This window comes from Streptomyces sp. NPDC040405 (assembly GCF_055595765.1).
Genome location: NZ_JBVIVI010000004.1, coordinates 460,935 through 478,776, shown reverse-complemented (window position 1 = coordinate 478,776; position 17,842 = coordinate 460,935). Strand labels below are relative to the sequence as shown.

Here is a 17,842-nt window from a genome sequence, read left to right as displayed (position 1 = left end):
CCCCTGTCCCTGCTCCCCCTTCTCCTCCCCCGGGCACAAACCAAGGATGTGGTTCCCATGAAGACACGAGCGACGACACGCGCCGTGATAGCCACCGGGATCGCGGCCACCATGGTGGTCGGCGTCAGCGCCTGCGGACGCGGCGGCAACGGTGCGAAGACCGCCGACGGCAAACAGATCACCATCGGGCTGGCCGTGGCCAACCTCCAGGCCGACTTCTTCAACCAGATCAAGCAATCCGTGACCGCGGAGGCGAAGAAGAAGGGCATCAAGGTCATCGTCTCCGACGCGCACGGCGACGCGGCCACCCAGGTCAACCAGATCCAGGACTTCATCAGCCGTCAGGTCAGCGCCATCGTCTACATCCCGGCCGGTGCCACGGCGGCCGGAGTCCCGGTGAAGGCGGCCAACCGCGCCAAGATCCCCGTGGTCACCGTGGACCGCAACCCACCCGGCGAGCCCGGCAAGTCGTTCATCGCCAGCGACAGCGTCGCGGCCGCGCGGACGCTGGGCGACTATGTGGCCAAGGAGTCCGGCGGCAAGGGCCAGCTCGCCATCCTGCAGGGCCAGATCGGCACCACCCCGCAGGTGGACCGGCAGAAGGGGTTCGGGCAGGCCCTGAAGAAGGCACCGGGCATCAAGGTGGTGTCCCAGCAGCCCGCCGACTGGGCGCAGGACAAGGCGTACTCCGTCGCCCAGGACATGCTGCAGGCCCACCCCGGCATCGACATCCTGTGGGGCCAGGCCGACGCGATGGCGCTCGGCGCCGCCCAGGCCGTCAAGGCGTCCGGCTCGCACAAGAAGCACATCATCGTGGGCTTCGACGGTGACGTCGCCGGGCTCAAGGCCGTCCGCCGGGGCACCATCGACGCCACGATGGTGCAGCAGACGCGCAAGATGGGCCGGATGTCGGTGAACACCGCCGTGGACATCATCAAGGGCAAGAAGGTCCCGGCCGAACAGCTGCAGCCCGCCTTCCTCCTGACCAGCAAGGACAAGAAGAAGGCCGACCAGTTCATCACCACCCACCCGTAGGAGACGCGGCGATGGCTTACGCGGGCAAGCACCCGGCGGCGGGGCCCTCCCAGGGGCTGGTCGTCCGGGGGATATCCAAGCGGTTCGGGGTCACCCAGGCGCTCGACCGGTTCGACCTGGAGGTGCGCCCCGGGGAAGTGGTGGCGCTGCTCGGCGAGAACGGCGCGGGCAAGTCCACCGTGTCCAACGTCATCGCGGGCACCTTCCCCTCCGACACCGGCGAGATGACCTGGCAGGGGCGGCGTTACGAGCCGAAGTCCCCCGGGGACGCCATCGGCCACGGCATCGGCCTCATCCACCAGGAGATGCGGCTGCTGCCGGACCTGTCCGTGGCCGAGAACGTGTTCCTCGGGCGGCTGCCGCTCCGGGGCGGGCGGATCGACCGCGCCGAGATGAACCGGCGGGCCCGGGAGCAGTTGCGGCGCCTGGGCCTCGACCTCTCCCCGAACCGTCTGGTGCGCACCCTGCGGGTGGCCGAGCAGCAGCAGGTGGAGATCGCCAAGGCGCTGACCCTGGACGCGCGGCTGCTGATCCTCGACGAACCCACGGCCGCCCTCGGCGGCGAGGAGACCGACCACCTCTTCGAGCGCATCGACGCCCTCCGCGCCGAGGGCATGTCGTTCGTCTATGTGAGCCACCGGCTGGAGGAGATCGCCCGCATCTGCGACCGCGTCGTGGTGATGCGCGACGGACAGCTCGTCGCCGCCCACGACACCGCGCAGGTGCCGGTGGTCCAGCTGGTGGAGGAGATGGTCGGGCGCAGCATCGAGCGCATCTTCCCCGACACCGGAGCCGCCCGCGCCCGGGAGGTGCTCCAGGTGCGGAACCTGTCCGGCCCGTCCTTCCAGGACGTGTCGTTCAGCGTCCACGAGGGCGAAGTCCTCGGCATCGCGGGCATCGTGGGGGCGGGCCGTACGGAACTGGTACGGGCCGTCGCGGGTGTCGATCCGGTGACCGGCGGCACCGTGGCCGTCGAGGGCCGGACGCTGCGGCTGCGCGGTCCCAAGGACGCCATCGACGCGGGTGTGGTGCTCGTGCCCGAGGACCGCAAGGGCCAGGGCGCCGTGCTGGACCTGTCGATCGGCGACAACGTGGCCCTGCCCAACCTCGACCGCATCTCCCACCGCGGCTGGCTGAGCCCGCGCCGGGTGGCGGCGGTGGCCGGTGAGGCCATCGGTCTGATGACCGTCAAGGGGCGGGCCGGGCAGCCGGTGCGGACGCTCTCCGGCGGCAATCAGCAGAAGGTCGTCATCGCCAAGTGGCTGGAGCGCAAGCCCAAGGTGGTCATCCTGGACGAGCCGACCCGCGGTATCGACGTCGGCGCGCGGGCCGCGATCTACGAGGTGATCGCGGACCTGGCCCGCGCCGGCATGGCGGTCGTCGTGGTCAGCTCCGACCTGGACGAGGTGCTGGGCCTGTCCCACCGGGTGCTCGTCCTCAGCCGGGGGCGGCAGCGGGGCATCCTCCCGGCGGCCGAGGCCACCGACGCCGCGGTCATGCACCTCGCCACGGCATGATGCGGCTATGAATCCCCACAACCGGACCGGAACCCCCGTGACCCGCACCACCCGCATGGCGACCAGCGACGAGCAGCTGCGGCTGATGACCCGGATCGCCCGGCTCTACCACGAGCAGGGCATGCGGCAGCCGCGGATCGCCGAGGAGCTGCACATCTCCCAGGCGCGCGTCTCCCGGCTGCTCACCCAGGCCGCCAAGCTCGGCATCGTGCGCACCATCGTGGTGCCGCCCGAGGGGGTCTTCGCCGAGCTGGAGGAGGAGATCGCGGCCCGGTACGGGCTGCGCGACGTGGTGGTCGTCGATGTCGAGGGCGAGGCCGACTCCGTCATCCCGGCGCTCGGCGCGGCGACCGCGGTCTATCTGGAGACCACGCTCATGGAGGGCGACCGGCTGGGCATCTCCTCGTGGAGCGCCACGCTGCTCGCGGCGGTCGAGGCCATGCGCTCCCGGCCGGGCGGGCGGTTCCTGGAGGAGGTCGTCCAGCTGATGGGCGGGGTGGGCGATCCGCAGGTGCAGGTCCAGGCGACCCGGCTGATGGGGCGGCTCGCCGAGCTGACCGGCGCGGAACCGGTCTTCATGTCGGCCCCGGGGCTGGTCGCGGGCGCCACCGTACGGGACGCCATACTCGCCGACCCGAAGGTGAGCAGCGTGGCCTCGGCGTGGAAGAACCTCACCATCGCCATCGTGGGCGTCGGCAGCCTCGAACCGTCGCCGCTGCTGCGCCGCAGCGGCAACATCTTCTCCGACGACGACCAGGAACAGCTGCGCGGGCTCGGCGCGGTGGGCGACATCTGCCTGCACTTCTTCGACGAGCACGGCACCCTGCTCGACACCGAGCTGAACGACCGCGTCATCGGCATCACCCCCGAGGTCTACCGCGCCGTGCCGCGCCGCGTCGCGGTGGCGGGCGGCGACCGCAAGTACGCGGCGATCCGGGCCGCGGTGCTGGGCGGCTGGGTCGATGTCCTGATCACCGACCTGGGCGTGGCCCGCAGGCTGGCGGGCCGGTCCGACCGAACCGAACGACAAGCGCCGTAGCGGCCGCACTCAACTCTTCGAGGAGTTTTCATGTCCGTCCCCTCCCTCCGTCCCGGCTCCTTCCGTCCCGACTCCTTCCGTCTCGACGACAGCGTGGCCCTGGTGACCGGGGCGGGCAGCGGCATCGGCCGACGGCTGGCGATCGGGCTCGCCGGGATGGGGGCCGATGTCGGCTGCCTGGACCTGCCGAACAGCGATCTGGCCGGTACGGTCGAGGCGATCGGGGACGCGGGGCGGCGCGCGGTCGCCCTCCCGGCCGATGTGACCCGGGCGGAGGACCTGGCGGAGTCGGTGGCCAGGGTCGAACGCGAGCTGGGCGCCCTGCGGCTGGCGGTCAACGCCGCGGGGATCGCCAACGCCGCCCCGGCCGAGGACATGCCGCTGGAACAGTGGAAGCAGGTCGTGGACGTCAACCTGACCGGGGTGTTCCTCTCCTGCCAGGCCGAGGGCCGGGCGCTGCTGCGCAACGGTGGCGGCTCCATCGTCAACATCGCCTCGATGTCGGGCACCATCGCCAACCGGGGGCTCACCCAGGCCCACTACAACGCCTCCAAGGCCGCCGTGATGCACCTGACGAAGAGCCTGGCGACGGAGTGGTGCACCCGTGGCGTCCGGGTCAACAGCGTGAGCCCCGGCTATACGGCCACGCCGATGAACCTGCGCCCCGAAGTGGCGGCACGCGTCGCCCAGTTCGAGGCGGACACCCCGCTGGGCCGGATGGCGACGGTGGACGAGATGGTCGGCCCGACCGTGTTCCTGCTGAGCGAAGCGGCGAGCTTCGTCACGGGTGCGGACCTGCTGGTGGACGGCGGGGTCACCTGCTGGTAGCAGCCGGTCACCCCGCCTCCTGTCTTCTTACGTTTCGCAGGGTTCAGGACCAGCGCGACAGGCCCGATTCGGCCAGCCTGCCCGCGTTGCCCGCCAGCAGCTCGAACGGGTCGTGCTCGGTGACGTCGATCTCCGCGACGTGCCAGACCAGCCCGGTTCCGGCGGCGCGGACGGCCGCCGGGGTGTCCACGTCGCCGGTGCCGATCGGGGTCTGCGGCTCGCCGCGCCGCGCGGGGCCGTCCTTGAGGTGGACGGACACGGCGCGGGTGCCGAGCCGGGCCAGCACCTCGGCGGGGTCGGCACCGGCCACGGTGGCCCAGTAGACGTCGAGTTCGGCGAGGATCGCGTCGTCCACCGACGACCAGAACGCGTCGTAGCCGCTGCGCCCGTCGGGCAGCGCCGCCCATTCGAAGTCATGGTTGTGGTAGCCCAGCCGCAGCCCGGCCCCGGCCAGGGTCTGCCCGGCCGCGTTCATGGCGTCCGCGAACGCCGCGAGCCGTCCGGGGTCGCCGAAGGTGTCCTCGTCGAAGCCGCTGATCAGACGGGGATGGGGCACGAACACCGTGCCCGCGCCGATCGCGGCGCACTCCTCGGCCAGCGAGCCCAGGTCGTCGGGCAGCCCGGCGTGGGTGGCCGAGACGCTCAGCCCCGCGGCGTCCAGTCCGCGGCGCAGGGCCTTGGCGGCCGTCAGCCGTTCCCCGGGGCTCTTGGCCGCGGACCCGAGTCCGAAGGGCTCGACGTAGCGGAAGCCGATCTCCGCCAGGCGGGCCAGGGTGCGGTCCTGGTCCTCGGCGAGCGCGTCGCGGACGCTGTACAGCTGCACGGACAGCAGACCTTGCCGGTCCATGGTGCTCCTCTCGTGTGGGGCGGGTGCTCAGCCGATGACCAGCGGGCGCAGGGTGCGCTGGGCGATCCGCAGCCCCTGGACGACCTTCTCCTCCGTCCCGCCCCAGACCGGGTCCTCGTGCTCGACGGAGAGCGTTCCGGTGAAGCCGTGCTCGTAGAGGCGGTCGACGACGCGCGTCCAGTCGACCTGGCCGAGCCCGGGCACCCGGTAGCGCCACCAGCCGTTGTCCCAGGGGTCGGGGCGGTCCACCGCCTTGCCGAAGAAGCCGTAGCGGTCGATGTCCCCGCTGCCCAGCTCGACGTCCTTGGCCTGGGCGTGCACGATGCGGTCGATGTAGGGCGCGATGGTCTTCACTGGGTCGATGCCGATCCAGGTGAGGTGCGAGGGGTCCCAGTTGAGGTAGAGGTCCAGCGAGAACATCCACTCCCACAGCTCCGGGGAGTAGGCCAGGTTGCCCGGATAGCCGTCGGGGTGCCAGCCCTCCATGACGCAGTTCTCGATGATGACCTTCACGCCGCGCTCGCCCGCGTAGTCGACCAGCTCGGGGAAGACGCGCTCGGCCTCCTTCAGGTTGTCCGCGACGGGCTTGGTCCAGTCCCGGCCGATGAACGTGCCGACGTAGGGGACGCCGAGCGCCGCGGCCGCGTCCACCGCGTGCTTGAAGTGGGTGCGGATCTCCGCCCGGCGCTCCGGGTCGGGGTGCAGATGGTTCTCGTAGTACGCGAGCGCGGACAGTTCGAGGCCGTGCTTGGCGAACAGCGCGAGCGTCTCTTCCGCGCGCGCCGCCGGGAAGTCGGCGACGGGCAGATGGCTCGCCTCGAAGTCGCGTCCCCCGGTCCTCGGCCAGACGGCGACTTCGAGCGCCTCGTAGCCGTTGCCGCTCGCCCACTCCGCGATGCGCGGGAGGGACCAGCCGGGGAGACATGCCGTCAGGAACCCGAGTTTCATGCGTTCACACCTCTGTCCACGAGCTGTTACGGGAGGATCGGAGTACCGCGTCGGTGATGCGGGCGGCGCGCAGTCCGTCGTCGAAGGTCGGCAGGCCCTCGGGCCGGTCGCCGCCGATCGCGGCGTAGGTGTCGGCGACGAACGCCTCGAAGCATTCCGCGTACCCCTGGGGATGTCCCGGGGGCAGGACCGACAGCCGCCGCTGTTCGGCCGAGCCGCGGCCGGGGTCGCGGCTGATGAGCCGGGCGCCGTCCTCGGCGCCCAGCCAGACGGTCTCGGGGTTCTCCTGGTCGAAGACCGCGCTGGCCCGCGCGCCGTCCAGCTCGAACCACAGCCGGTTCTTCCGCCCGGCGGCGACCTGGGAGACGGTGGTGGACGCCAGCACACCGGAGGCGGTGCGCAGCAGCAGCGCGGCGCTGTCCTCGGTCGTCACGTCCATGTACTCCTCGGCCGCCGACGGCTCCGGGGAGTCCGCCGCCTCGAAGGTGCGCGCCCCGGCGGCGGGCCGCTTGCCGACGGCGATCGACGTCGAGGCGACGACCTCGGCGAACCGTTCGCCCGAGACCCACTCGACCAGGTCGCACCAGTGGGAGCCGATGTCGGTGAAGGCGCGGGACGGGCCTCCGGCGACCGGGTCCACGCGCCATCCCGACGCCTGCGGGGAGAGCATCCAGTCCTGGAGGTAGCTGCCGTGGATCAGATGCCAGCCGCCGAACTCGCCGTCGATCCGGCGGGCCCGGATCTCCCGGACCAGCGGGTGGTAGCGGTAGACGAAGGGAACGGCGGCCACCAGCCCGGAGCGGCGGGCCGTCTCCGCCATGCGCTCCGCCTCCGCGGCGGAGGTCGCGAGGGGTTTCTCGCACACCACATGCTTTCCGGCGGCGAGGGCGCGCGTCGCGAAGGGCGCGTGGGTGGCGTTGGGCGAGCAGACGTGGACCACGTCCACGGAGTCGTCGTCGAGGAGCGCGTCCAGCGACGGATAGGCGGGGACCTCCCACTCCGCGGCCACCCGCGCGGACCGTGGGGGTGTGGAGGCCAGGACACCGGCGATCCGGGCACCGGCCAGCGTGGCGGCCCTGCGGTGGATCTCGCCGATCATCCCGGCGCCGACGATGGCGGTGCTGAGGTGCCTGGAGCGGCCTTGCGATGGAGATGTGATGACAGCCCTCCCATGAGGCCCGACCTCGGTTTCGTCCGGCCGTGAGCCTAAGACAGCGATTAGCGCCTCACAAGACATTGAATTCTGCATCTTGTGAGTCATAAAAATAGGCTGAATTGCTGTACGGTGACCGGCCATGGGAGCGCAGACGACAATGGACCCCCACCCGACACCCCGGCTGTCGGTCGCCGGGCTGCGGCCGCAGAACACCGGCGGCCCCGTCCACAGCTCACTGGCCCGGCTCATCGCCTCGGGTATCGCCGACAGCCGCGCCGACCTGGTCAAGGCCACCGGCCTGGCCCGGTCCACGGTGACCCGGCACCTCGACACCATGATCGACGCCGGGGTGGTCACCGAGGGCGGAACCGTCGCCCGGCCCGGCCGCGGCCGGCCACCGCTCCGGCTGGCGCTCAACCCCCGGGCCGGGGTGGTCGCGGTGGCCGACGTGGGCGCCCACAGCGCCCGCCTGGCCCTCGCGGACCTGTCGCAGAACCTCGTGGCGCAGGAGGAGATCGCTCTCGATGTGGCGCAGGGGCCCGAGGCGACGCTCGATCTGCTGACGGAACGGCTGCGCGGCATGCTGGCCGAGTCCGCGGGGGCTGGGTCGGCGGGGGCCGGGTCGGCGGCGGGCGCGCGGCCGTCCGCCCTCGTCATCGGCCTCCCCGGGCCCGTCGACGCGCGCGCGGGGACACCGGTACGGCCGCCCATCATGCCCGGCTGGGACGGCTTCCCGGTCGGCCGGACCATGACCGAACGGCTCGGCTGCCGGACCTTCGTCGACAACGATGTGAACCTGATGGCCCTCGGCGAGGCGCGCGCCCTGCCGGAGGACGAGGTGCCGCTGCTCTTCATCAAGATCGGCACCGGTATCGGCGGCGGCCTCATCTCGGCCTCCGGGGAACTCCACCGCGGCGCGGAGGGGGCCGCGGGCGACATCGGGCATGTGCGGGTGCCCGGCGCCGACGACACCGTGTGCAGCTGCGGCAACATCGGCTGCGTCGAGGCCGTGGCGTCGGCCGCCGCGATGGTGGCCCGGCTGGGCCGGGAGGACTCGGGCCTCGCCGGGCAGGAGCGGCCGCGCGGCGCCGCCGACCTGGCCCGGCTCGTCCGCGACGGCCACCCCGGGGCCGTCCGCGTCGTCCGCGAAGCCGCGGTGACGATCGGCGAGGTGGTGGCGCTGCTCGTGCACGTCTACAACCCGGCGCGGATCGTCATCGGCGGGGCCATCGCCGCCGCCAGCGACGATCTGCTGGCCAGGATCCGCGGCGTCGTCTACCGGCGCGCGCTGCCCCTGGCCACCCGTCGGCTGTCGCTGACCCAGAGCGTGCTGGGCATGTCCGCCGGGGTCGTCGGCGGGACGGTGGTCGGCGTGGAACACGTCCTCTCCCCCGAGGGGATCGGCGACGTGCTGGCGCGTTCCGTCTGACCGAACCCTTGACCGGGCCGGGAAGCCGGTGCTTGCATGTGGTCCGTTTCACCGACAGCGGTTTCGTCCAAATCCGTTGCCCCGAGGCGTCGTTCGTCGCGGCCCACCGCCGCCGGAGCGACCGGCGCCGCCCGAACCGGGAGAGAACCATGGACGAAACCACGCAGCGCGTCCCCGTCGGCATCATCGGTACCGGCTCGATCTTCAACACCTACGCGCTCGGCCTCTCGACGATCCCTCAGCTGCCCATCGTGCGCGTCGCCGACCTCGACGGCGAGCGCGCCCGGGCCGCCGCCGAGGAGTGGAACATCCCGGCCTGGGGCACGACCGAGGAACTGCTCGCCGACCCCGAAGTGCAGGTCGTCGTCAACATCACCCCGCCCAGGGCCCACGCGGCGCTGACCGACGCGGCCCTGCGCGCCGGAAAGCATGTGTACGTCGAGAAGCCGCTGGCCGCCACGGTGGCCGAGGCCCGGCGGAACATCGAGACCGCCCGGGAGACCGGCAGGCTGCTGGGCGGCGCGCCCGACACGTTCCTCGGCCCCTCCGGGCAGACGGCCCGCGCCGCCGTCGATGCCGGGCTGATCGGGCGGCCGTTCGCCGCGACGACCTTCGTCCGCTCCTCGCGCGCCGAGACCTGGCACCCGGACCCCACGTTCCTGTTCACCGAGGGCGGCGGCCCGGTCCTGGACTGGGGTCCGTACCACATCGCCGCGCTGGTCAACCTGCTCGGACCGGTCAGCCGGGTGGTCGGGGCGACCACCCGGGCCGCCGACGAGCTGACCGTGACGGCCCCCGAGCGGCGCGTCGAGCGCGTCGGCGTCACCGTGGACACCCACGCGACCGCGATCCTGCAGTTCGCCTCCGGCGCCCTGGCCACGGCCATGTACAGCTTCGACGTGTGGGACACCACCCTTCCGCACCTGGAGGTCTACGGCACCGAGGGCACCCTTCAGGTGCCCAACCCCAACGGCTTCGACGACCCCGTGCTGCTCAAGCGGCGCGGCGACGAGGCATGGACCGAACTGCCCGCCGTCATGGAGCCGCTCACCCCCGCGGGCGCCAGGACCATCCGCGGCCCCGGGGTGCTCGACCTGGTTCGCCACCTCACCGGAGACGCCCACCGGGCCTCCGCCGACTTCGCGTTCCACGTCCTGGAGGTCCTGGAGCGGCTGGACGGCATCTCACCGGCCGACGGCGCCGTGGAGATCACCAGCACCGTGAAGCGCCCGGCGCCCGTCCTCGGCATCGAACCCGGGCCCCTGGCCCGCTGACCCGCTCCCTCCCCCACTCCCCCCACGGGACCCCATCCACGAAGGAGCGGACGATGCTGTCTGCCCGGAAGTCCGGCGCCGCCACCCCCGAAGCCCCTGAAAGCCCTCAAGACCCCGACAGCCCCCGGCCGCCCAACGGACCGGAACAGATCGCGAAAGCGACCGGTCAGGAGGTGAACGGGGTGTTCATCACCCTGTTCATCCTCGCCTACATCGGCCTGTGGATCGCGCTGTGCACCCCCGCCTCGGTCACCCTGTCCCTGCGGGTCGCCGACCTCGACCCGGAGGGCAAGGCGGAGAGCCTGTCGACCATCGCGGGCGCCGGTGCGTTCTGCGCGCTGGTCGCCAACCCCGTCTTCGGCAGGCTCAGCGACCTGTCCACGTCCCGCTGGGGCCAGCGCAGGCCGTACATCCTCGGCGGCATGGTCCTGGGATTCGGGGCGCTGCTGGTGATGGGCACGGCGCCCAACCTGGTCGTCCTGGGCATCGGCTGGTGTCTGGCCCAGGTGCTGTTCAACGCGGCCCTCGCCGCCGCCACCGCCCTCCTCCCCGAGCGGGTGACGGACCGGTACCGGGGGCGGGTCTCCGGCCTGATGGGCATGACCACCCAACTCGGCATCGTCAGCGGGACGTTCCTCGTCCAGCTGACCGGGACGCAGAACCTGTGGATGTTCATCGCCCCCGGTCTCCTCGGCCTTCTCATGGCCGGAGTCTTCGTCTGCTACCTCAAGGAGCTGCCGCGCTCCCGGGCCGAACTCCCGCGGCTCACCTGGGCGGACATCCCCAGCAGCATGTGGATCAACCCGGTGCGCCACCCCGACTTCGCCTGGGCCTGGTGCGGACGGTTCCTGACCTGGACGGGCGTCAGCTTCCTGTCGACCTACAAGGCGTACTTCCTGATGGACCGGCTCGGCTACACCGCCGAGGACGCCTCGGCCGTGCTGTTCTGGTCGATGCTGACCCTGGCCACCGCCAACAGCCTCAGCAGCGCTCTCGCCGGATGGCTCTCCGACCGGATACAGCGCCGCAAGGTCTTCGTCGCGGCGGCGTCCGTCGTCTTCGCCTGCGCCATGGTGGTGGTGGCCACGGCCCAGTCGACCGAGGTGTTCCTCGTGGGCGTGGGGCTCTCCGGTCTCGGCCAGGGCATGTACATGGGCGTCGACTACGCCCTGGTGTCCTCGGTGCTGCCCAACAAGGACACCGAGGCCGCGAAGGGCATGGGCGTCTTCAACCTGTCCAGCACGATCCCCCAGACGATCGCCCCGGTCATCGCGCCGCTCTTCCTCTCCATGGGCGGCACCGCGAATTACGGCGCCCTGTACGGCGCCGCGGCGGCCTTCTGCGTCGCGGGCGCGTGCAGCATCCGGCTGGTGCGCGGCGCGCGATGAGGGCGGCCGCCGCCGGTGACGTACCGGCAGCCGCGGGCCCCGGCGGGCGGGTTCCCGACTTGTCATGGCTCGGCTAAAGTGGGGAGCGAGCCTGGGAGCGCTCCCACTCCCCTCTCGCTCCCCCGCCGGAGGTCCCGATGCCCCTCTTGCCGAACCGCCGCCGCACCGCCTCGGCCGCCGTCGCCGCCCTGGCCATGACGGGCCTCGCCGCCCCCGCCTCCTCGGTCTCCCCCGGCCCGGCCTCCCCCGGCCCGACGAGAGCCGCCTGCAACGCCACCGGATTCTGCGAGGACTTCGAGTCCCAGACCGGCACCACCCCCGCCGGGCGCTGGACCACGGCGGTGGCCAACTGCTCGGGCACCGGCACCGCCGCCGTGGACTCCGCGGTGGCGCACACCGGCACCAAGTCGGTACGGGTGACGGGCAGGGCGGGCTACTGCAACCACGCCTTCGCCGGGACCTCCCTGTCCGCCCTGCCGACCACCGGCGACCTGTACGTACGCTTCTGGGTCCGCCACACCACCGCGCTGCCCGCCCAGCACGTCACCTTCGCGGCCATGAAGGACCCGGGCGACAACGGCAGGGACCTGCGCATGGGCGGCCAGAACAAGGCGCTCCAGTGGAACCGCGAATCGGACGACGCCACCCTGCCCGCCCAGAGCCCGGCGGGCGTCGCGCTCAGCACTCCGCTGCCCGTCAACACCTGGACGTGTCTGGAGTTCCGCCTCGGCCGCGCCGCGGGCCGCCTCGACACCTGGGTGAACGGCACGCTCGTCACCGGCCTGGTGGTCGACGGCACCCCGACCCAGGACGTCGACCAGCAGTGGCTGGCCCGCGGCGGGTGGCGGCCCGCCCCGGCCGATCTGCGGCTGGGCTGGGAGAGCTACGGCGAGGGCGACGACACCCTCTGGTACGACGACGTGGCCGTGGGCACCGCCCGCAACGGCTGCGCCTGAGGCCCCGCGCGCGCATTTCCCGCCGTGCGCCCCGGAAAAGCCCCTTCCGACCGGAAGGGGCTTTCCGCATTTCCGGATTGGCGCCAACAGCCGCTGTCCCGCTAGAATTTGAGCGGTTCCAAGAAAAGGGGAAGCAGTGGCAGTTCGCTTTGTTCAGGTTACGGAAACCGAGAAGGACGAGGAAGGGGTTCAGGAAACCGTCACACCCGTCGTCGTCAACGGACAGACGGTGGAAACGCGAATCTACGGACGCACGGTAATTCACTGCGATCTCGAACCCGATATCACCGCGGACGTGCATTCGGTGGATATCACCGTGCCCACCTGGGTCGAAGAGGAATACGAAACCGGGGAGCAGAACGAGGACGGCAGCAACACCATTGCCGTGCGGCAGGCCCTGAGGAATGAGCGCCGGACCGTGGACCTGGGCCCGGACGGGCTGAAGGCCCTGCAGAAGGCGCTGAAGCCCTTCGCGGCGGCGTCCCGGCCCGCGGAGGAGCCGCCCGCCAAGAAGCGCGGCCGCCCCGCCAAGAAGGCGGCTCAGACCCCTCCGAGCGCGAGCTAGGCCCTGTCCGGCGGATCTCCGCGGGCCCGCGGCGTCTGGCACGGCACCTCGCCGCGTTGTCGGGATCGCCCGAGTACGACCCGGTACGAGGACGACCCTCCGCCTTGCGATGCTCCCCCAGCTACCGCTGGGAGGTGCCCCCCGCACCAGACGCCGCGGGCTGATCCACGAAGATCCGCCGGACAGGACCTAGTGCCGCGGGGGCGGGAACCACACGGTCCCGCCCCCGGCTCCTAGGCGGTCAGCGCCGGGATGACCTCGGTGCCGTACGCGTCGATCGTCCGCTCCTTCGCGTCGTGCATCGCGTACACCGCGAACTGGTCCACGCCCAGTCCCCGTAGCGCGCGCAGCTTTTCCACGTGCGCCTCCGCCGGGCCCAGCAGGCAGAAGCGGTCGACGATCTCGTCCGGGACGAAGGCCGTGTCCGGGTTTCCGGCGCGGCCGTGGTGGCTGTAGTCGTAGCCCTTGCGCTGGGCGATGTACTCGGTCAGGGACGCGGGGACGGCGCCGGAATCGCCGTAGCGGGAGACCAGGTCGGCGACGTGGTTGCCGACCATGCCGCCGAACCAGCGGCACTGCTCCCGGGCGTGGGCCAGATCGTCCCCGATGTACGCGGGCGCGGCGACGCAGATGGTGATCGCGTCCGGGTCGCGCCCGGCGTCGGACGCGGCGGCGCGGACCGCGTGGACCATCCACTCCGTCAGGAACGGGTCGGCGAGCTGCAGGATGAAGCCGTCGGCCTTCTGCCCGGCGAGGGCGAGGGCCTTGGGCCCGTACGCGGCCATCCAGACCGGCAGCCTGCCGTCCTTGATCCAGGGGATGCGCATCGAGCTGCCGTCCACGACGGCCTCCCGCCCCTCCGCCAGGTCGCGGATGGCGTCGATGGCCTCGCCCAGCCGGGCCAGGGTGTTGGGCTTGCGGCCCGCGACCCGCAGCGCGGAGTCGCCGCGGCCGATGCCGCACACCGTGCGGTTGCCGTACATGTCGTTGAGGGTGGCGAAGGTGGAGGCGGTCACCTCCCAGGTGCGGGTGCCGGGGTTGGTGACCATGGGGCCGACGGTCAGCCGCTCGGTGTGTTCCAGGATGCGGCTGTAGATGACGAACGGCTCCTGCCAGAGCACGGCGGAGTCGAAGGTCCAGCCGTAGCCGAAGCCGTTGCGCTCGGCCCGGCGCATCAGGTCCACGACGTCCGACGCGGGCGGATCGGTCTGCAGTACGAGTCCGAAGTCCATGGCCTGGCCTCCTAGGTGAGGTACTGACAGGTCGAGCGGCGGACATATTTGCCGTGCCCGGCGCGCCCGGTGTAGGCGCGCCCGTCGATGACCGGGAAGCCGCGCGAGAGCACGGTCTCGACCTGCCCGGTGATCTCCTTGCCCTCGTAGGCCGAGTAGTCGACGTTCATGTGGTGGGTCTCGGCGGAGATGGTCTGCCGGGCGGCCGGGTCGTAGACGACGATGTCGGCGTCCGAACCGGGCGCGATGGTGCCCTTCTTGGGGTAGAGGCCGAACATCCGGGCCGGGGTGGCGCAGGCGATCTCGATCCAGCGGCGGCGGGTGATGTGGCCGTCCACGACGCCCTGGTGGAGCAGGTCCATGCGGTTCTCCACGCCCGGCATTCCGTTGGGGATCTTGGAGAAGTCGCCGCGGCCCATCTCCTTCTGCCCGGTGAAGCAGAACGGGCAGTGGTCGGTGGAGACGACCTGGAGGTCGTTGGTCCGCAGCCCCCGCCACAGCGCCGCCTGGTGTTCACGCGGCCGCAGCGGTGTCGAGCAGACGTACTTGGCGCCCTCGAAGTCCGGCTCGGCGAGGTTGTCGGTGGACAGGAACAGATACTGCGGACATGTCTCGCCGAAGACCGGGAGCCCCTTGTCGCGCGCCTGCGTCAGCTCCGCGACGGCCTCCTCCGCCGACACATGGACGACGTACAGCGGCGCCCCGGCCACCCGGGCCAGCTGGATGGCGCGGTGGGTGGCCTCGGACTCCAGCAGCGCCTTGCGGACCTCGCCGTGGTAGCGGGGGTCGGTCCTGCCCTCGGCGAGGGCCTGTTCGACCAGGACGTCGATGGCGATGCCGTTCTCGGCGTGCATCATGATGAGCCCGCCGTTGGCCGCGCCGCGCTGCATGGCGCGCAGGATCTGCCCGTCGTCGCTGTAGAAGACGCCCGGATACGCCATGAACAATTTGAACGAGGTCACCCCCTCGTCCACAAGGAGATCCATCTCCTTCAGGGAGCCCTCGTCGACATCGGAGAGGATCATGTGGAAGCCGTAGTCGATGGCGCAGTTGCCGCCCGCCTTCAGATGCCAGGCGTCCAGCCCCTCCCGCAGGGCGTGCCCCTTGGTCTGGATGGCGAAGTCCACGAGGGTGGTCGTACCGCCCCAGGCCGCGGCCCGGGTGCCGGTCTCGAAGGTGTCGGCGGCGAAGGTGCCGCCGAACGGCATCTCCATGTGGGTGTGCGGATCGACACCGCCCGGGATGACGTACTTGCCGGTGGCGTCGATCGTACGGTCGGCGGTCCAGCCGCGCGCGATGTCGCTGTCGGACGCGGCCAGCGCCACCACCCGCTCGTCCTCGACCAGGACGTCGGCGTGGATCTCCTCGGCGGCGGTGATGACGAGCCCGCCACGGATCACGGTACGAGACATCAGCCCGCACTCCTTCCCGACTGACCGGACTGACCGGACTGGGTGGTCTTCAGGGCGGCTTCGAGGATGTCCGCGCCCTCCTCCGCCTCCGCCACGGTGAGGCTCAGCGGCGGGGCGATGCGCAGGACGCTGCTGTTGTGGCCGCCGCCCTTGCCGATGAGCAGCCCGCCCTCGCGGGCGGCCTCCAGCACGGCCGAGGCGGCCTCGGGGGACGGCTCCCCGGTGTTCGGATCCATCAGCTCGACGCCGATCATCAGGCCGCGGCCGCGCACTTCGCGTACGCCGTCGAGCCCGGCGCAGGCCGCGCGCAGCCGCTCGATGAGCAGTCCGCCGACCCGGCGGGCGTTGCCCTGGAGGTCGTGCTCGACCAGGTGGTTGAGGTTGGCGAGACCGGCGGCCATGGTGACCGGGCTGCCGCCGAAGGTGGAGATGGAGTTGGCGCCCAGGCAGTTCATGACCTCCGCGCGGGCGACGACCCCGCCGATCGACATGCCGTTGCCGATGCCCTTGGCGAAGGTGAGGATGTCCGGCGGGCCCGCGGCGTCATGCGCCTGCCAGCCCCAGAAGTGGTCGCCGGTCCGGCCCCAGCCGGTCTGCACCTCGTCGGTGATCCACAGGATGCCGTGCCGGTCCAGCACCTCGCGGAACGCGGCGAACAGCCCGTCGGGCGGGGAGGTGAAGCCGCCCACGCCCTGAACGGGCTCGGCGATCAGCGCGGCGACGTTGCCGTGCGCCTGGCCGAGGATGTCTTCGAGGTCGGCCACGCACGCGTCGATGAACGCGCCGTCCGACAGCCCGGCGAACGGCCCCCGGCCCCGTACCCCGCCGTGTACGTACAGCGTCTGGAGCGGGGAGATGCTGGTCGGCGACCAGGAGCGGTTGCCCGTGATGCCGACCGTCGAGAACGACCGGCCGTGGTAGCTGTTGCGCATCGCCAGGATCTGGTTGGAGCGGCGGTACGTGGTGGCGAGCAGCAGGGCCGTGTCGTTGGCCTCGGTGCCGGAGGTGGTGAAGAAGACCCGGGCGTCGGGGATGCCGGACAGATGCGCGACGCGCTCGGCGAGATCGACCATCGGGCGGTCGAGGTAGAGCGTGGAGCTGTGCAGGATCCGGCCCGCCTGCTCGGTGATGGCCTTGGTGACCTCGGGGAGCGCGTGGGCGGTCATCGTGGTGAGGATGCCGCCGAAGAAGTCGAGGTAGCGGTTGCCGTCCGCGTCCCAGACGTGGCGTCCCTCGCCGTGGGTGATCTCGATGGGCCGCTGGTAGTAGACCGCCAGCCAGTCCGGGAGGACGGCCCGGTGGCGTGCGTACAGCTCCTCGCCGGTCATGGCTTCACCAGCCCGTCGTAGGCGTCGGGGCGGCGGTCCCGGTAGAAGGCCCACTGCTGCCGCACCTCGTCGATGAGGCCGAAGTCGAGGTCGCGGACGATCAGCTCCTCCTCCTTGTCGCTGGCCACGTCGCCGACGAACTGGCCGCGCGGGTCGACGAAGTAGCTGGTGCCGTAGAAGTCGTTGTCGCCGTATTCCTCGGTGCCGACGCGGTTGATCGCCGCGATGTAGTACGCGTTCGCGACCGCCGACGCGGGCTGCTCCAGCTGCCACAGGTGGGAGGACAGCCCGCGGGAGGTGGCCGACGGGTTGTAGACGAGCTGCGCACCCTCCAGCCCCAGGGCGCGCCAGCCCTCCGGGAAGTGGCGGTCGTAGCAGATGTAGACGCCGACCTTGCCGACGGCGGTGTCGAACACCGGCCAGCCCAGGTTGCCGGGCTTGAAGTAGTACTTCTCCCAGAACCCTTTGAGCTGGGGAATGTGGTGCTTGCGGTACTTGCCGAGGTAGCTGCCGTCGGCGTCGATCACGGCCGCGGTGTTGTAGTAGAAGCCGGACTGCTCGACCTCGTAGACCGGCACGACCATCACCATCCCGGTCTCCCGGGCCAGCTCCGCCATCCGCCGCACCGTCGGCCCGTCCGGGACCGGCTCCGCCCACCGGTAGTGCTCGGGCTCCTGCACCTGGCAGAAGTACGGAGCGTTGAACACCTCCTGGAAGCCGATCACCTTGGCCCCCTGGGCGGCGGCCTGCCGGGCGTACTCCTCATGCTTCGCGATCATTGATTCGGTGTCGCCGGTCCAGGTGGACTGGACGAGCGCGGCACGTACGACGTTGGCCATGATCAGCTCCTTCACAGCAGTGCTCCGGGGGCTTGCCCCCGTCGTCAAC

The 17,842-nt window shown here is 71.5% G+C and carries 16 protein-coding genes; 9 read left to right on the top strand and 7 right to left on the bottom strand.

The features are described 5' to 3' along the window. Positions 1-57: 57 nt before the first annotated feature. From ACZ59A_RS19850 to ACZ59A_RS19835, 4 genes are read left to right on the top strand one after another with little or no spacing between them, the layout of a single operon-like run. Entirely contained in the window at positions 58-1,035 is a 978-nt protein-coding gene (locus ACZ59A_RS19850; protein WP_470960363.1) for a substrate-binding domain-containing protein, read from the top strand. Between the two features lie 11 nt (positions 1,036-1,046). Then, positions 1,047-2,552: a sugar ABC transporter ATP-binding protein gene (locus ACZ59A_RS19845; RefSeq protein WP_470960362.1), complete on the top strand. Its 1,506-nt coding sequence runs from the start codon at positions 1,047-1,049 to the stop codon at positions 2,550-2,552. 7 nt (positions 2,553-2,559) lie between these two features. Continuing rightward, a complete protein-coding gene (locus ACZ59A_RS19840) occupies positions 2,560-3,591 on the top strand; it encodes a sugar-binding transcriptional regulator (RefSeq protein ID WP_470960360.1) in 1,032 nt (343 codons plus the stop codon). Between the two features lie 30 nt (positions 3,592-3,621). Next, the gene (locus ACZ59A_RS19835; protein WP_470960358.1) at positions 3,622-4,419 is read left to right on the top strand and encodes an SDR family oxidoreductase; all 798 of its coding nucleotides are present in this window, start codon (positions 3,622-3,624) and stop codon (positions 4,417-4,419) included. Between the two features lie 43 nt (positions 4,420-4,462). Here ACZ59A_RS19835 and ACZ59A_RS19830 read toward each other — a convergent pair whose 3' ends face one another. The 3 genes from ACZ59A_RS19830 to ACZ59A_RS19820 are packed head-to-tail and all read right to left on the bottom strand — an operon-like array spanning position 4,463 to position 7,328. Continuing rightward, a complete protein-coding gene (locus ACZ59A_RS19830) occupies positions 4,463-5,266 on the bottom strand; it encodes a sugar phosphate isomerase/epimerase family protein (RefSeq protein WP_470960356.1) in 804 nt (267 codons plus the stop codon). 27 nt (positions 5,267-5,293) lie between these two features. Then, a complete protein-coding gene (locus tag ACZ59A_RS19825; protein ID WP_470960354.1) occupies positions 5,294-6,214 on the bottom strand; it encodes a sugar phosphate isomerase/epimerase family protein in 921 nt (306 codons plus the stop codon). Positions 6,215-6,218: 4 nt separating this feature from the next. Beyond that, on the bottom strand, positions 6,219-7,328 hold the full coding sequence (locus ACZ59A_RS19820; RefSeq protein ID WP_470960634.1) for a Gfo/Idh/MocA family protein: 1,110 nt from the start codon (positions 7,326-7,328) through the stop codon (positions 6,219-6,221). Positions 7,329-7,509: 181 nt separating this feature from the next. On the opposite strand from ACZ59A_RS19820, the gene ACZ59A_RS19815 reads away from it, so the two are divergent. The 5 genes from ACZ59A_RS19815 to ACZ59A_RS19795 all read left to right on the top strand — a co-directional run bounded on the left by ACZ59A_RS19815 (position 7,510) and on the right by ACZ59A_RS19795 (position 12,982). Then, positions 7,510-8,799, top strand: coding sequence for an ROK family transcriptional regulator (locus ACZ59A_RS19815; protein ID WP_470960352.1), 1,290 nt, complete (start codon positions 7,510-7,512; stop codon positions 8,797-8,799). Between the two features lie 149 nt (positions 8,800-8,948). After that, positions 8,949-10,073: a Gfo/Idh/MocA family protein gene (locus tag ACZ59A_RS19810; protein ID WP_470960350.1), complete on the top strand. Its 1,125-nt coding sequence runs from the start codon at positions 8,949-8,951 to the stop codon at positions 10,071-10,073. Between the two features lie 53 nt (positions 10,074-10,126). Continuing rightward, positions 10,127-11,461, top strand: coding sequence for an MFS transporter (locus ACZ59A_RS19805; protein ID WP_470960349.1), 1,335 nt, complete (start codon positions 10,127-10,129; stop codon positions 11,459-11,461). Positions 11,462-11,598: 137 nt separating this feature from the next. After that, complete coding sequence (locus ACZ59A_RS19800; protein WP_470960347.1) at positions 11,599-12,417, top strand: hydrolase; 819 nt, start codon at positions 11,599-11,601, stop codon at positions 12,415-12,417. A gap of 136 nt (positions 12,418-12,553) precedes the next feature. Next, positions 12,554-12,982 (top strand): hypothetical protein, encoded by a 429-nt coding sequence (locus ACZ59A_RS19795; RefSeq protein WP_470960345.1) that lies wholly within the window; start codon positions 12,554-12,556, stop codon positions 12,980-12,982. Positions 12,983-13,215: 233 nt separating this feature from the next. Here ACZ59A_RS19795 and ACZ59A_RS19790 read toward each other — a convergent pair whose 3' ends face one another. The 4 genes from ACZ59A_RS19790 to ACZ59A_RS19775 are packed head-to-tail and all read right to left on the bottom strand — an operon-like array spanning position 13,216 to position 17,793. Further along, positions 13,216-14,214, bottom strand: a complete 999-nt coding sequence (locus ACZ59A_RS19790; RefSeq protein WP_470960343.1) for a TIGR03842 family LLM class F420-dependent oxidoreductase — start codon at positions 14,212-14,214, stop codon at positions 13,216-13,218. 11 nt (positions 14,215-14,225) lie between these two features. Beyond that, on the bottom strand, positions 14,226-15,626 hold the full coding sequence (gene hydA / locus ACZ59A_RS19785) for a dihydropyrimidinase (protein WP_470960341.1): 1,401 nt from the start codon (positions 15,624-15,626) through the stop codon (positions 14,226-14,228). Further along, positions 15,626-16,954, bottom strand: coding sequence for an aspartate aminotransferase family protein (locus tag ACZ59A_RS19780; RefSeq protein WP_470960339.1), 1,329 nt, complete (start codon positions 16,952-16,954; stop codon positions 15,626-15,628). Before ACZ59A_RS19780 ends, hydA begins: the two co-directional genes overlap by 1 nt. Beyond that, on the bottom strand, positions 16,951-17,793 hold the full coding sequence (locus ACZ59A_RS19775; protein WP_470960337.1) for a nitrilase-related carbon-nitrogen hydrolase: 843 nt from the start codon (positions 17,791-17,793) through the stop codon (positions 16,951-16,953). Before ACZ59A_RS19775 ends, ACZ59A_RS19780 begins: the two co-directional genes overlap by 4 nt. Positions 17,794-17,842: the final 49 nt, after the last annotated feature.

Excerpts from the sequence above, each read along its gene's own strand:
- ACZ59A_RS19845 (WP_470960362.1), top strand. The coding sequence starts at position 1,047 with ATGGCTTACGCGGGCAAGCACCCGGCGGCGGGGCCCTCCCAGGGGCTG.
- ACZ59A_RS19780 (WP_470960339.1), bottom strand. The coding sequence starts at position 16,954 with ATGACCGGCGAGGAGCTGTACGCACGCCACCGGGCCGTCCTCCCGGAC.
- ACZ59A_RS19775 (WP_470960337.1), bottom strand. The coding sequence starts at position 17,793 with ATGGCCAACGTCGTACGTGCCGCGCTCGTCCAGTCCACCTGGACCGGC.
- ACZ59A_RS19805 (WP_470960349.1), top strand. The coding sequence starts at position 10,127 with ATGCTGTCTGCCCGGAAGTCCGGCGCCGCCACCCCCGAAGCCCCTGAA.
- ACZ59A_RS19835 (WP_470960358.1), top strand. The coding sequence starts at position 3,622 with ATGTCCGTCCCCTCCCTCCGTCCCGGCTCCTTCCGTCCCGACTCCTTC.
- hydA (WP_470960341.1), bottom strand. The coding sequence starts at position 15,626 with ATGTCTCGTACCGTGATCCGTGGCGGGCTCGTCATCACCGCCGCCGAG.
- ACZ59A_RS19825 (WP_470960354.1), bottom strand. The coding sequence starts at position 6,214 with ATGAAACTCGGGTTCCTGACGGCATGTCTCCCCGGCTGGTCCCTCCCG.
- ACZ59A_RS19830 (WP_470960356.1), bottom strand. The coding sequence starts at position 5,266 with ATGGACCGGCAAGGTCTGCTGTCCGTGCAGCTGTACAGCGTCCGCGAC.
- ACZ59A_RS19815 (WP_470960352.1), top strand. The coding sequence starts at position 7,510 with ATGGGAGCGCAGACGACAATGGACCCCCACCCGACACCCCGGCTGTCG.
- ACZ59A_RS19790 (WP_470960343.1), bottom strand. The coding sequence starts at position 14,214 with ATGGACTTCGGACTCGTACTGCAGACCGATCCGCCCGCGTCGGACGTC.
- ACZ59A_RS19840 (WP_470960360.1), top strand. The coding sequence starts at position 2,560 with ATGAATCCCCACAACCGGACCGGAACCCCCGTGACCCGCACCACCCGC.
- ACZ59A_RS19850 (WP_470960363.1), top strand. The coding sequence starts at position 58 with ATGAAGACACGAGCGACGACACGCGCCGTGATAGCCACCGGGATCGCG.
- ACZ59A_RS19800 (WP_470960347.1), top strand. The coding sequence starts at position 11,599 with ATGCCCCTCTTGCCGAACCGCCGCCGCACCGCCTCGGCCGCCGTCGCC.
- ACZ59A_RS19810 (WP_470960350.1), top strand. The coding sequence starts at position 8,949 with ATGGACGAAACCACGCAGCGCGTCCCCGTCGGCATCATCGGTACCGGC.